The organism is Streptomyces sp. NPDC002623, from assembly GCF_053592635.1.
In genome coordinates this window covers 1-12,914 of the sequence record NZ_JBSFWB010000062.1, presented here as the reverse complement: position 1 = coordinate 12,914, position 12,914 = coordinate 1, and the positions used below count along the sequence as shown (strand labels likewise).

11 protein-coding genes and 1 pseudogene are annotated in these 12,914 nt (G+C 69.4%); 4 read left to right on the top strand and 8 right to left on the bottom strand.

Going from position 1 to position 12,914, the window contains the following annotated elements; all coding sequences use genetic code 11:
- Window positions 1–118: 118 nt before the first annotated feature.
- The 4 genes from ACWD4O_RS46310 to ACWD4O_RS46295 are packed head-to-tail and all read right to left on the bottom strand — an operon-like array spanning window position 119 to window position 4,667.
- A complete protein-coding gene (locus ACWD4O_RS46310) occupies window positions 119–1,093 on the bottom strand; it encodes a fumarylacetoacetate hydrolase family protein (protein ID WP_451289116.1) in 975 nt (324 codons plus the stop codon).
- Complete coding sequence (locus ACWD4O_RS46305) at window positions 1,090–3,051, bottom strand: acetoacetate--CoA ligase (RefSeq protein WP_451289115.1); 1,962 nt, start codon at window positions 3,049–3,051, stop codon at window positions 1,090–1,092. Before ACWD4O_RS46305 ends, ACWD4O_RS46310 begins: the two co-directional genes overlap by 4 nt.
- Entirely contained in the window at window positions 3,048–3,626 is a 579-nt protein-coding gene (locus ACWD4O_RS46300) for a cupin domain-containing protein (protein WP_451289114.1), read from the bottom strand. Before ACWD4O_RS46300 ends, ACWD4O_RS46305 begins: the two co-directional genes overlap by 4 nt.
- A gap of 15 nt (window positions 3,627–3,641) precedes the next feature.
- Complete coding sequence (locus tag ACWD4O_RS46295) at window positions 3,642–4,667, bottom strand: fumarylacetoacetate hydrolase family protein (RefSeq protein ID WP_451289113.1); 1,026 nt, start codon at window positions 4,665–4,667, stop codon at window positions 3,642–3,644.
- A 110-nt stretch (window positions 4,668–4,777) separates the two neighbouring features.
- On the opposite strand from ACWD4O_RS46295, the gene ACWD4O_RS46290 reads away from it, so the two are divergent.
- A complete protein-coding gene (locus ACWD4O_RS46290) occupies window positions 4,778–5,383 on the top strand; it encodes a TetR/AcrR family transcriptional regulator (protein ID WP_451289112.1) in 606 nt (201 codons plus the stop codon).
- Between the two features lie 9 nt (window positions 5,384–5,392).
- Here the strand turns inward: ACWD4O_RS46290 and ACWD4O_RS46285 are convergent, their stop codons facing one another.
- The 4 genes from ACWD4O_RS46285 to ACWD4O_RS46270 are packed head-to-tail and all read right to left on the bottom strand — an operon-like array spanning window position 5,393 to window position 9,276.
- Entirely contained in the window at window positions 5,393–6,331 is a 939-nt protein-coding gene (locus tag ACWD4O_RS46285; RefSeq protein WP_451289111.1) for a VOC family protein, read from the bottom strand.
- 37 nt (window positions 6,332–6,368) lie between these two features.
- A complete protein-coding gene (locus ACWD4O_RS46280; RefSeq protein WP_451289110.1) occupies window positions 6,369–7,892 on the bottom strand; it encodes a bifunctional 3-(3-hydroxy-phenyl)propionate/3-hydroxycinnamic acid hydroxylase in 1,524 nt (507 codons plus the stop codon).
- Between the two features lie 47 nt (window positions 7,893–7,939).
- A complete protein-coding gene (locus ACWD4O_RS46275) occupies window positions 7,940–8,416 on the bottom strand; it encodes a PaaI family thioesterase (RefSeq protein ID WP_451289109.1) in 477 nt (158 codons plus the stop codon).
- The gene (locus ACWD4O_RS46270) at window positions 8,413–9,276 is read right to left on the bottom strand and encodes an ABC transporter substrate-binding protein (protein WP_451289108.1); all 864 of its coding nucleotides are present in this window, start codon (window positions 9,274–9,276) and stop codon (window positions 8,413–8,415) included. The genes ACWD4O_RS46275 and ACWD4O_RS46270 overlap by 4 nt, the downstream gene beginning before the upstream one ends.
- 231 nt (window positions 9,277–9,507) lie before the next feature.
- Here ACWD4O_RS46270 and ACWD4O_RS46265 point away from each other — a divergent pair, with 231 nt between their 5' ends.
- The 3 genes and pseudogenes from ACWD4O_RS46265 to ACWD4O_RS46255 form a co-directional block, all read left to right on the top strand.
- Window positions 9,508–10,488, top strand: a complete 981-nt coding sequence (locus ACWD4O_RS46265; RefSeq protein WP_451289107.1) for an ornithine cyclodeaminase family protein — start codon at window positions 9,508–9,510, stop codon at window positions 10,486–10,488.
- A gap of 11 nt (window positions 10,489–10,499) precedes the next feature.
- Window positions 10,500–11,975, top strand: a complete 1,476-nt coding sequence (locus tag ACWD4O_RS46260) for an NAD-dependent succinate-semialdehyde dehydrogenase (protein ID WP_451289106.1) — start codon at window positions 10,500–10,502, stop codon at window positions 11,973–11,975.
- Between the two features lie 48 nt (window positions 11,976–12,023).
- Window positions 12,024–12,794, top strand: a pseudogene (locus ACWD4O_RS46255) (dihydrodipicolinate synthase family protein); the annotation flags it as partial.
- Window positions 12,795–12,914: the final 120 nt, after the last annotated feature.

Genomic DNA, 12,914 nt, shown 5'->3' with positions numbered 1-12,914 from the left:
AGGCAGCGGAGGACGGTGGCGCAACCGCAGGTCCTCGTCTCGGCTTCCTCACCCGCACGCACAACCGCACCCCGGGCCGAGGAGCGGGCCGGGGTGCGGTCGTTTCGGTGGAGGCCGGTCAGGTGGTGCGGGGCGTCGCCGCGCGGCACACGGTCCGCTGGGCGCCGAGGCCCGTGATCTCGGCGTCCATCACGTCGCCGGGCCGGAGAAAGCGGCCGTAGTGGGAGCCGTTGCCGGCCGGCGAACCGGTGATGATCATGTCGCCGGGCTGAAGGGTGACCATGCGTGAGATGTAGGAGATCAGTGCGGCCGGGCCGAAGAGCATGTCCGAGGTGCTGCCCTTCTGCATCGTCTCTCCGTTCAGGCGGAGCGTGATGTCCAGCGCGGCGGGGTCCGGGACGAAGCGGGCCGGGACGAGGTAGGGGCCCGTGGGGTAGAAGGTGGGGTGGTTCTTGGCGCGCATCCAGTCGGTGCCCATCATCGGGATGTCGTCGCGGGGGACGAGGGTACGCGTGGTGAGGTCGTTGCAGATGGTGTAGCCGGCGACCGAGTCGAGTGCCTCCTCGACGGTGACGTTCCGGGTCTGTCTGCCGATGATCACACCGAGTTCGAGCTCCCAGTCGTGGTGGTCGCCCACCGCCGGGAGGATCACGTCGTCATAGGGGCCGCTGATCGAGGAAGGAACCCCCACCCAGACGTACGGCTCACCGTGGGCCGCGCGCTCGTCCAGCTCCCGCGCCGCCTGTTCCCGCAGTTCCTCCTCGGTGGCTCCCGCGGCGCCCAGCCGGTGCGCGACGGTGATCTGGATGACGTGCTCCCGGTAGTTCGCGCCGGCTCCGAATATCTGGCCCGGCGGCTGTACGGGGGCCAGCACCCGAAGCTCGCCGACCGGCCGGCCATCGCCGGAGGCCGAGTCGGCGAGCGTCTGCAGGGCGTCGAGCGCTGTGTCCCAGTCGGCGAGCAGTGCTGACGTCGTCGCCGCCGAGGGCAGCACGGTGCGGGTGTCGTGGACCCTGCCGTCCACGACGATGCCGGGGAAGGGCGCGGCGGAGCCGTCGGCGAAGGTGCCCAGTGAGAAGGGTGTCGCTGTCATTGGTGCCTCTGTTCCATGAGTCGCTCCGCGCGGTCTCGGGCGAAGGTGGCGTATTCGCGGACGAGCGGCGCGTCGTCGACCGATCCGAGGTCCACCACGTCGGCCAGGGCTGCACCCTGCAGCAGCCGCTTGACGGGCACTTCCAGTTTCTTGCCGGTGCGGGTGTGCGGGACGGCCCGTACGGGGACGATCTCGTCCGGCAGATGCCGCGGCGAGAGCTTGTCCAGGATCGCCGCCCGGATCAGCGGTTCGACGGCATCCGGATCCACGTCCGGCCGCAGGGCGACGAACAGCGGCATGTAGTAGTCGTCGCCGAGTTCCGCTCCGACGACGAGGGCCTCCGTCACCTCGGGTATCTCCTCGACGACCCGGTAGATGTCGGCCGGTCCCATCCGTACGCCCTGGCGGTTCAGGGTGGAGTCCGAACGCCCGTGGATGACCGAGCTGCCGTCCTCGGCGAACTCGATGAAGTCGCCGTGCCGCCAGATTCCGGGGTACATGACGAAGTAGCTGTCCCGGTAGCGCGTCCCGTCGGGGTCGTTCCAGAAGCCGACCGGCATGGACGGCATCGGCTGGGTGACGACGAGTTCGCCGCGCCGGTCGACGACCGGCTTGCCCTCCGGATCCCACGCCTCGACGGCGACGCCCAGCGCCGGGGCCTGGAGGCGTCCTGAGCGCACCGGCAGGGTGGGGGCGCCTCCGACGAAGATCGAGCAGACGTCGGTGCCGCCGCTCATCGACGTCAGCCAGACGTCGCCGAAGTGGTCGTAGATCCACTGGAACCCGGCCGTGGACAGCGGGGAACCGGTCACCTGGACCGTCCGCAGCCGGCCGCGTTCCGGCACCACGCCCTGCTTGAGGCACGCGTGCACGTAACCGGCGCTCAGGCCCAGCATGTCCACCTCGTGCCGGGCGGCCTCCCGCCACACCCGTCCGACGTCGGGACGGGCCGGATTGCCGTCGAGCAGGACACACGTCGCGCCGACGGCGAGCCCGGAGACCAGCATGTTCCAGACCACCCAGCTGGTGCTGGCGACATTGAGGAAACGGTCGCCCTCGCGGAGGTCGGACTGCAGGCGCAGCGTCTTCAGATGCTCCAGGAGCACACCGCCGTGCCCGTGGACGATGCCCTTGGGCACACCGGTGGTGCCGGAGGAGAACAACACCCACAAGGGATGCTCGAAGGGCAGGTCCTCGAACTCGGGCTCGCGGGCGTCCGCGGTCGCCTCACCCCAGAGGTGGACCGGCAGATCCGTCGCCGGCCTGCTGCCGGGGTTCAGGTGGTCCACCCACAGGACCTGCTCCACGGAGGGCAGAGCGGCCAGCATGTCGGCCATCTCCTCACTCCGGTCGAAGGTCCGTCCGCCGTGCCGGTAGCCGTCGCACAGGATCACGGCACGCGGCCGGAGCTGGGCGAACCGGGCGAGCACCGCCTCCGCCCCGAACTCGGGTGAGCACACCGACCAGACGGCGCCGATGCTCGCGCAGGCGAGGAGACCGACGACGGCCTCGGCGCGGTTGGGGAGCACGGCGGCGACCCGGTCGCCCCGGCCCACGCCGAGTGAGCGCAGTGTCGCGGAGAGAGCGCCGACGCGATGGCGCAGCTCGGCCCGCGAAACGATGTGTGAGGCGCCGTCGTCGTCGATCACGACGAGCGCGTCACCGGGCCGCTCGCGCAGCAGGTGCTCGGCGTAGTTGACCGTGCGCCCGGGGAACCAGGCACCGCCGGGCATCCGGGTGGGGGCCGCCGGGCCGGTGGGGGTGCCGCCGAGGCGCACTTCTTCGAAGTCGACGACGGCCTGCCAGAAGCGGGCCGGGTCGGCGGTCGACCAGCGCCACAGCGCGAGGTAGTCGTCGCCTCCCCGGTAGTCGTCGAGCCGCTCGCCGAAACGGGCCAGCGCGGACGCCCCGGCCCGAAGGCTGCCGGGCCGCCACAGGATGTCGTCGGGGGCGGTCATGACTGGGCCGGGTCCAGCGGGAGCGCTCCGATGAGCACGAACGCCACTCGGCAGACGCGGTCGCTGCGGTTGGACCATGCGTGGCTGGTGCCACGCTGGATGATCACGTCGCCCTCGCGGGCGAGGGCCTCGCCGTCGTCGGTCAGCAGCCAGACCTCGCCCTCCAGGACGATGGCGTAGTCCAGGCTGTCGGTGCGGTGGAACCAGAAGTGTCTGCCGTTCCCCGTCTCCCCGGCCGCGTCCCGCGCGTGCTCGCCACCGATGTCGCCGAAGAGCGAGTCGGCGGCGCCGTCCACGTAGTCCGCGTCCGGCGGGAAGCTCGCGATGCGCAGGACCGTACCGCCGGCCTTGGGGTACATGGGGACGTCGGCGTCGGCGGTGGCGGGGTCGTCGCTCCCGCTGTTGGAGACGTCTCCCGGCTCGGTCAGCCAGGGCACTATCGCGCCGAAGCCGGCGACGGTCTCCGAGGCGAACACGTTGGGGCTGGGGCCGTCGCTGATGATCGTGGAGCGGCCGTCGGCCGTGTGGCCGGTGACGATCCGCCGGACGGGCTTGGGGCCTTCTGCGTGGGCCATGTGTGTCGTCCGTCCTCAGCTGGTCTCGGCGGTGAAGGGGTAGGGGCGGGGCTCGGGCCACCAGGGAGCCTTGTCCGGCTCGGGGCTCATCCGGCTGCGCAGGACGCCCACGCCGCTCAGCTCCAGGTCGACGACGTCGCCGGGCTTGAGCCGCCGGTCGATCTCGAGACCCGAGCCGTTGGGCAGGGTGCCGGAGCCGATGAGGTCGCCGGGCTGGAGGTTGTCGTTGATGGAGACGTAGGCGAGCAGTTCGGCGGGCGAGTAGATCATTCCGTCGGCCGTCGTCCGGCTCCACACCTCGCCGTTCACGGTGACCGTCCCGGCCAGCCCCTCCAGGGACGGCAGCTCGTCGACGGTGGTGATCCAGGGTCCGATGCCGTAGGCGTAGTCCTTGCACTTCTGCGGGCCCATGCCCATGCCCATCTCGGCGCCCTGGACGTCACGGGCGCTGAAGTCGTTGAAGATCGTGAAGCCGAAGATCCGGGCCCCGGCCTCCTCGGGCGTCAGGTTGCGTCCCGGCGCGCCGACGATGATCCCGATCTCCAGTTCGTAGTCGACGAACTCGGAGTACGCGGGGTAGGGGACCTCCTGGTCGTGGCCGTAGACGACTCCGGTGGAGCCCTTGAAGTAGCCGGGCGTCTTGAACAGCTGCGGGTTGGGCAGTCCGCCGCCCACCTTCTCCGAGAAGTGCAGCATGTGCTGCGGGAAGGTCAGCCCGTCACGGATGACCGGCGGGTCCACCGCGGCGACCCAGGTGACCTGGTCGAGAGCGGCCGACGCGTCGTCGGCCGCCTGCTCCACGGCCCAGTGGGCGGCCTCCAGGAAGGCGGGCCCGGCGCCGATCGCGGCGGCCGTGCTGGACGGGAAGAAGGCGGCGCCCAGCCGCCTGGCGGCGTCCGGGGTGGCCCCCTGCGCCTGCCGGCCCAGTGCGTAGGCGCGGGCCAGGTCGACCACCCGCCCCGCTTCCGGCTGCACGGCGACGAGCCGTGTCCGGGCACCGTCCGGGGAAGGCACGGAAATCCGGCCGATCTTCATGCTCATCACTCCTTATTCTGTTCGAAACGTTTCGTATCATATCGGGGGCGGGTCCGAGCTGTCGATCCCTTCCGGCCGCTGCTCTGAGCCCTGATCGCGTGCGGTAGCTTGGGCACGTGGCGGTGCGGAGTGAATCGAGTCGTAGAGCGGTCCTGGACGCGACCATGGACCTGCTGATCCGGGACGGCAGACGGGCTGTCACGGTGCAGCAGCTGTCCATCGAGGCGATCGCCAAGCGTGCCAAGGTCAGCAAGGCGACGATCTATCGCTGGTGGCCCAGCAAGGCCGCGGTGGTGATCGACGCCTTCATGGACAATCACCTGGCGCAGACCCGGATCCCGGAAAAGGTGCCCGTACGGGATGCGCTCCTGGCCCATCTCAAGGCGCTGATCGCCCAGTACGCCGGCCCGCAGGGCCGACTGATCTCCCAGATCATCGCCGAGTGCCAGTACGACCCGGCCACGCTGCAGACGTTCCGTTCCCGGTTTTGGGACGAGCGGTACCGGGCGGTGGAAAAGCTCATGCAGCGGGGCATCGACGAGGGGACCTTCCGCGACGACCTCGACCCGGCCGCCGCCACGCAGCTGCTCTACTCCCCCGTCTACCTGAACCTGCTCTTCGGGCTCGCACCGCTCGACGACTCCCTTGCGGAGCAGCTGGTGGACATGGGGATCCGAGGGCTGGCGCCCCTGCCGGAGACAGGCACGCCGACCGCCGGATGAGCCGACGTCTCAGACGGGGGGCGGGGTGAACAGGCCCTTGTCGGGGTCGTTGAACATCTCCCGTGAGACGAACTCGCTCATGGGGTTTGCCGTTCCCCATTGGTCGGAGGTCTCGGGCCGGTCGGTGTCGAAGAGCGTGGGGTGCCAGGTGTCCTCGTCGAGGTCGGCGAATTCGGTGGTGTACTCCATGGTGTTGCCGTTGGGGTCCTTGAAGTAGGTGAAGCAGTTGTCGCCGGCGAGGTGGCGGCCGGGGCCCCAGATCTTGGGGACGTCGTCACGCATGAGCCGGCCGCTGCCGCGCATGTACTCGTCGATGCCGCGCAGTTCGAAGGAGGCGTGGTGGAGGGAGACGTGCGGGCAGCGGGCGATGGCCATGCTGTGGTGCTGGGGGCTGCAGCGCATGAACCACATCAGGCCGCCCATCTTCGGGTGCACCAGGGTGTCCGAGAGCCGGAAGTCGAGGTACTTCTCGTAGAAGGCGCGCATGCGTTCGGGCTCGGGAGAGTTGAGGACCACGTGCGACAGGCGTACGGGGATGTCCTCGCGCTCTTCGATCTTGCGGTGTGTGCGGGAGTCGACCTCGGTGGACACCTCGATGGTGCGGCCCTCGATGTCGAAGAAGCGGAAGCCGTAGCCGCCGCCGGGGGTCTGCAGGGTGTCGGGTTCGCTGACGAGTTGCACTCCGCCGTGGCCCAGCTTCTCGGCCAGTGCGTCGACGGTGGCTCGGTCGGGCGCGCCGAAGGCGACGAGGTCGAGTCGCTTCTCCTGGGAGCGGCGGACCCGGATCACGTACTGCTCCGGTGATCCGACGGCGGCGAAGTAGCTCACGTCGCCGTCGCGGCCGACCTCGGTCAGGCCCCACTTCTGCTCGTAGAAGGCGACCTGCTTGTCGTAGTCCGGCACGGCGATGTCGACGTGCCGCAGATGGGTGATGGGTGATGAAGACACGAGTCACTCCGTGCGAGGTGGGTGTGCTGGTGAGGGATCAGGTTCGGGACAGGTCCGCGGCGACGCCCTGCTGGAGCAGGGTGCCGGACCGAGCCATGGGGAGGGTTGCGAGTAGGGCTTGAAGGGCCGCCGCGTCCTGGGCCGTCCCGAGGACGTAACGATCCGGGCGGACCACGACCGCGGGGGCACCGGCGGCGGCAAGCAGCGCCTCGGTCTCCTCGGGAGCGGTCAGTACGGTGATCTCGTCGGCGGAACCGATCAGGGCACGGACGCCGAGGTCCAGCCCCTCCAGCATGTCCGATCGGGCCGCTACCAGGAAGCGGGTGCCGACCAGGTCGTCGAGGCGACGGCCGTCGGCCAGGAGCGGCTGCACGGACAGGTATCCCCCGCCCGCCGTTCCGGTGTGCAGTCCGGGGCCCAGCGGCGGGACCGGCGGTCTGGAAGCGGTCGGATCGGCACGCAGGTGAGCGTCACGCCGCTCGGCGACGACGGGGTCGGTCGTCTGCACCAGCCCGGCCATGTCGGCGGCCTTCTGGACCCAGTACCGGGCATGGGCCCGGCGCTCCGGCTGGTAGGTGTCGAGCAGCTCGGGGGACGCCTTGCCAAGAGCGACCAGCCGCAGCTTCCAAACGAGGTTCGCCACGTCACGCAGGCCGGAGCACAGTCCCTGGCCGAACAGGGGCGGGGCCTGGTGAGCCGCGTCGCCCGCGAGGAAGACCCGACCGATCTGCCAGTCGGTCGCCACCCGGGCGCGGAAGGTGTAGATCACGCTGCGCTCGCACGTGAAGTTCTCCGGGGTGAGGACGCCCTTGCTGAGCCGGGCGATCCCCTGCGGCGTGCAGATCTCTTCCCGGTCGTCCCCCGGCATCAGCTTGAACTCCATGCGCACCCGGCCGTTCGGCATCCGGATCCACAGGGCCGGACGGGTGTGGCAGCCGAAGAAGACCATGTCGCCCGACGGCGTTCCCGCCGTGTCCGACAGGTGCCCGTCGACGACCAGCCACGGGTCGTCGGTGCCGAGGTTCTCCGTGGTGACGCCCAGCAGCCGGCGCACGGTGGACTGGGCTCCGTCACAGGCGACGACCCAGCGTGCCGAGACGACCTCGTCCGTGCCGGAGCCCGTCCGGACGGAACATCGGACTTCGTCGCCCTCCTGGTCGATGCCGACGAGCGTCGCACCCGAGCGCAGCTCCACCGTGGGCAGGCGGTCGATCTCATCGCGCAGCAGGGTCTCCAGGTCCGGCTGGTGGAAGAGGCTCTCGTCGCACCACGCCTGAGCACCGAGCTGTCCGGTCGGCACCGACAGCAGGGTCTCCCCGGCCTCGTTCTCCATCCGGAACTCCCGCATCGGCGCGGACCGCTCGGAGAACTTCTCGGCGATACCGACGGACTGGAGCAGACGCATGATCTCGCCGTCGAAGTGGACGGCGCGCGCCTGTGGCCACATCCCGGGATCGCGCTCGACTCCGATGGCACTGATACCCGCATGGCCCAGGAGGACCAACGCCATCGCTCCTACCGGGCCGCCGCCCACGACGACTACCTCGTACTGCTGTGACATGTGTGTTTCCCTTGCGGCTCTGGGTGACGAGGGGTCAGGGATGGTGCTCAGGCCGATCCGGCAGTGTCCGGCAGGTGCTGTCCCCTGGCCCTGAACTCGGCGACTGTCTCTCCGTTGCGGCGGACCGTGACGTCGCAGATCACCGCGCGTCTCAGTTCGACCCGGGTGACCGCCTCCGCCTCCAGTTCGTCGCCGAGGAACGCCGGGCGGAGGAAGGCGATGTCGGCGTCGACGGTGACGACCGTGCTCGCGCCGAGGCTGTTGACCGCGCAGGCGAAGGTGGTGTCCGCGAGGGAGAACACCAGTCCGCCGTGAGCGATCGAGTGACCGTTGACCATGTCGGGTCCGATCCGCATCCGCGCCGCCGCCCGGCCGTCACCGGCGTGCAGCACCTCGATCCCCAGCAGGGTGGAGGCCCGGTCCGTCGCGAGCATCGCGCGTACCTTCTCGGGCAGCGGAGATACCGTGTCGGCCTCGGGAGCGCGGCCGGGGCCGACGCCGTCCAGGTGCGATCCCGTCGTCACGTCCCGGCCACCCCCTCCAGCACTCCCGGTAGATACAGGTCGTCGGCCGTGACCGGGGGGTCGGGCATCATGCCGAGCTCACCGCGCAGGGTGAGCAGGCGATCCAGGCCGGCTCGGCGCGGCACCAGCGATACAGGCCGAGTCTGCACATAGGCGGTCGCGGCCGCGTCCGTGCAGCCGTAGCGGACCAGGGTCCGGGCGACCTCGTCGTCGGGGGTCCGCCGCAGCCACCTCAGCGCCTGTTCCAGGGCGGCGACGTACCGGACGAGCGCGGGGTCGTCCGCCAGCGCCGCCGGTATGACGACACCCTGTCCCGGATAGTCGGGGAGCACGTCCTCGCCCCGGACGAGCACCCTGAACCCGTCGGCGCGGGCCCGCTCGTCCAGTGGCGGCCCGAGCAGAGTGGCGTCGATCGACCCGTCGCGCAACGCGTCCCACCGCTCGCGTACGCCGCCCACCGGGAGCAAGGTGTAGTCACCGAGGACGAGACCGTGGTCGGCCAGCAGACGGCGCAGCACCACGGAGAAGCCGTTGTCGACCGCATCCACACCGATCTTCGCACCACGCAGCTCCTGTACCGAGGAGCAGGAACCGCGGGCGACCAACCTCAGAGCGGTGGTGCTCTCGATCTGTGCGACGAGCCGCAGATCGGCTCCCCGCGCGTTCCAGACGACCAGGTTGTCGATCGCGGTGACGCCTATGTCGGCCTCGCCCCCGCACAGTTGATCTCGTTGCTGGGACGACGAGGTGGTCATCAGCGTCTCGATCTCAAGGCCGGCCTCGCCGAAGCAGCCCAGCTCTTCGGCCAGCAGACACAACAGTGGCAGTACGAACACCGACTGCCGAAGGCACACCGCCATTGGAGTGCTCCTCTCCACGCGGCCACACCCTAGGCGTTCCGAAACGGAACGTCTAGGAAAGTGACCAGTTGGATTTGGGCCTCGCCCGCGACTGCCTTGCCAGGACTTTCAGCAGGGCAGGAGTGGATATTCAGACTCCACTCCAAGGTCTTACCTATACGAGACGATTCGTTTAGCATAAGCGGACACCGAGAGGTAGGCAACGATGCCCCAACGGAAGGATCGGCGCGCATGACTCTCCTACTCGACGACGCTGCCGTTCAGTCGGCCTTCGACTGGAACCTCGCCATCACAGCGCTGCGCGAGGCGTATGCAGCGGCCGACGACGACGCCCGCTTCCCGACCCGGGTCATCGCCCGAGGCGGCGGCAACTGGGTCCGGACCCTGAGCGGTGTCTCCGGCGACAGCGGGCTGATGGGCACGAAGGTCATCGCCGGCGCCATGGGTCCCCGGCAGTTCTCGTACCTGATCTCACTGTTCGACCAGTCGTCCGCCGAGCTGGTCGCGCTCCTCGACGGCAACTCGATCACCGGCTACCGGACCGCGGCCACCTCGGCCCTCGCGGCCGGGGCGCTCACCGTGCCGGGCCCTTTGGACGTCTCCGTCATCGGCTCCGGTTTCGAGGCGAAGAAGCACGTGCGCGCCCTGGCAGCCGTACGCGACCTCAAGTCCGTGCACGTCTACAGCCCGCGGGCCGAAAGCCGCGCCCGGTTCGCCGACGAACTCGGCGATCTCGACACCGTGATCGTTCCCGCCGAGTCGCCGCAGGCCGCGATCGCCGGCACCTCGCTGGTGATCTGCGCCGCCCGCTCCTACGACGAGACCCCGATCCTGCTCGGTGAGTGGCTGCAGTCGGGCATGACGGTGGTCTCGATCGGTTCGACGGTGCGTGAACAGCGCGAGGTCGACACCGAGGTGATCAGGCGCGCGGACGTCGTCATCGCCGATGTCGTCGAGGAGGTCCTCCACGACACGGGTGACCTGATCGCCGCGCGCGAGGCGGGCATCGACATCAGCGACCGGATCGACTCCCTGGCCGCCCTCGTCGGCGGTGCGGTCCCGGGACGTACCAGTGACAGCCAGCTCGTCCTGTACAAGTCCGTCGGCTCGGCGATCCAGGACCTCGCGGTCGCCGCGATGTGCACCCGCCGCGCCCAGGAGTCCGGGCTCGGCGTGCAACTCCCCATCCGTATCCATCCGGTCCACAAGTGAGTGACACACATATGACCACCACAGTCCGCGTCCTCGATGACCCAGCGCTCCTCCGTACGGCCGCCTATGTCGACGGACAATGGATCGACCAGGGCGACTCCGGTCGCTTCACCGTCAGCAACCCCGCGAACGGCGAGGCGCTCGCCGAACTCCCCGCACTGAGCCGCCTCCAGGTCGCCGAAGCGATCGACGCCGCGGGCCGTGCCCTGCCCGGCTGGCGCGCCCTGTCGGGGAAGCAACGCGCTCTGCTCCTGCGCCGCTGGTTCGACCTCGTCACCGAACACACCGAGGATCTCGCCCGGCTCATCACCCTCGAAGAGGGCAAGCCACTCGCCGAGGCACGCGGTGAGATGGTCTACGCGGCGTCCTTCATCGAGTGGTTCGCTGAGGAGGCCAAGCGGGTCCGGGGCGACATCTTCCCCGCACCCGACCCCTCGCGCCGGGTCCTTGTCCTCAAGGAGCCCGTCGGCGTCTGCGCCGCCATCACCCCGTGGAACTTCCCCGCGGCGATGATCACCCGCAAGGCGGCGCCGGCTCTCGCCGCCGGTTGCACGATGGTCGTCAAGCCCGCCGAGCAGACCCCGCTCACGGCCCTGGCCCTCGCCGAGCTGGCCGAACGGGCCGGAATCCCGGCGGGCGTGTTCAACGTCGTGGTCGGCAAGGCCCGTGAGATCGGCCCCGAGCTGACGGGCAACCCCGTCGTGCGCAAGGTGACCTTCACCGGGTCGACCGAGGTGGGCCGTGTGCTGATCGCCCAGTCCGCCGAGACCGTGAAGAAGGTGTCGATGGAACTCGGCGGGAACGCTCCCGTCCTGGTCTTCGACGACGCCGATCTCGACGTCGCCGTGTCCGGCGTGCTCGCGGCCAAGTACCGCAACACCGGTCAGGCCTGTATCAGCGCCAACCGGGTCTACGTGCAGGCCGGCATCTACGACCGCTTCGCCGAGGAACTGGCCAAGCGGGTCGGCGAGATGCCCGTGGGCGACGGTTTCGAACCGGGCGTCCTCCAGGGCCCCCTCATCGACCAGGCCGCCGTCACCAAGGTCGAGGAGCACGTGGCCGATGCGACGAGTCGTGGTGCACGAGTCCTCTGCGGAGGGTCGCGGCACGAGCGGGGCGGGTTCTACTTCCAGCCGACGGTCCTGGCCGACGTCGTGCCCGGCATGGTGATCACCCGGGAGGAGACCTTCGGTCCGGTCACGCCGCTCATCTCGTTCACCGACGAGGCCGAAGCCGTCCGTATGGCGAACGACACCGAATTCGGGCTCGCCGCCTACCTCTACAGCCGTGACGCGGAGCGTGTCTGGCGGGTGGCGGCCGCGATCGAGGCGGGGATGATCGGCATCAACTCGGGCCTCATCTCCAACGAGGTCGCGCCGTTCGGTGGCATCAAGCAGTCGGGCATCGGTCGTGAGGGTTCCGTCTACGGCATCGACGAATACCTGGAGATGAAGTACCTGTCCTGGGAAGGCGCCGGAACGATGTGAACCGCCCTCACGCGCGTGGACCCTCCATGACCCGAAAGGAACAGCACCATGCCTGCATACAGCCGCGCAGAAGCCCGTGAGTGGGCCCGCGAGAAGCTGGTCGGCGCCGTCAACTGCACCATCCCGTCGTTCACCAACGACCTCCTCGGCATCAACGAGCGGGCCATCCGCCACGACATCCGGCTGGCCAAGGAACACGGATTCATCGGCACGCTCGGCATCTCGGAGATCAGCATCACGCTGCCGGAGTACCTGGACTTCCTCCGCATCTCCAAGGACGAGGCGGGCGACGACTTCTACGTCGTCCACCACGCGAGCTGGAACAACCTCGAACAGAACCTGGAGGCGGTCCGCGGCGCCGAGGAGGCCGGCGCCGACCTCGTGCTGCTGGCGTACCCGCCGAACTTCTACCCGGAGTCCGAGCAGGAGGTCTACGAGTACACCAAGGCCGTCTGCGACGCGACCAGCCTCGGCATCATCCTGTTCCCGATGACGATCTGGAACTTCTCCGCCCGGATCCATCCCTCCGACATCCCGACCCGGCTGATCCGTCGCCTGATCGACGACATCCCCAACCTGGCGGTGATCAAGACCGAGGGCGGTTTCCCGAACATCCAGAGCGCCGTCGAGTGCAACCGGCTCTTCGGCGACGAGGTCGTGATCTCCGTGCCGATCGAGGGCGACCTGATCCCCCTGTCGCAGGTCATGCCCATCCAGCTCTCGGCCACCAGTGACCACGAGTACTTCGGGCCGATGATCCCCCGGGTCATGAAGCTGCTGCGCGAGGGGAAGTACGACGACGCCACGCAGATCTTCTGGCAACTGCACCCGGCGCGGAAGGCCAGGACGTCACCACGGACGTCTCGGTCATCTACCAGGGCTGGTACGAGATCCTGCGCACCGGCGCCTTCCCGGCCACCGACATCACCTGGCAGTACC

Bases quoted from the DNA above. Each gene is read 5' to 3' on its own strand.
- ACWD4O_RS46310 (WP_451289116.1), bottom strand. From the start codon at position 1,093: ATGACAGCGACACCCTTCTCACTGGGCACCTTCGCCGACGGCTCCGCC.
- ACWD4O_RS46305 (WP_451289115.1), bottom strand. From the start codon at position 3,051: ATGACCGCCCCCGACGACATCCTGTGGCGGCCCGGCAGCCTTCGGGCC.
- ACWD4O_RS46300 (WP_451289114.1), bottom strand. From the start codon at position 3,626: ATGGCCCACGCAGAAGGCCCCAAGCCCGTCCGGCGGATCGTCACCGGC.
- ACWD4O_RS46295 (WP_451289113.1), bottom strand. From the start codon at position 4,667: ATGAGCATGAAGATCGGCCGGATTTCCGTGCCTTCCCCGGACGGTGCC.
- ACWD4O_RS46280 (WP_451289110.1), bottom strand. From the start codon at position 7,892: ATGTCACAGCAGTACGAGGTAGTCGTCGTGGGCGGCGGCCCGGTAGGA.
- ACWD4O_RS46270 (WP_451289108.1), bottom strand. From the start codon at position 9,276: ATGGCGGTGTGCCTTCGGCAGTCGGTGTTCGTACTGCCACTGTTGTGT.
- ACWD4O_RS46265 (WP_451289107.1), top strand. From the start codon at position 9,508: ATGACTCTCCTACTCGACGACGCTGCCGTTCAGTCGGCCTTCGACTGG.
- ACWD4O_RS46260 (WP_451289106.1), top strand. From the start codon at position 10,500: ATGACCACCACAGTCCGCGTCCTCGATGACCCAGCGCTCCTCCGTACG.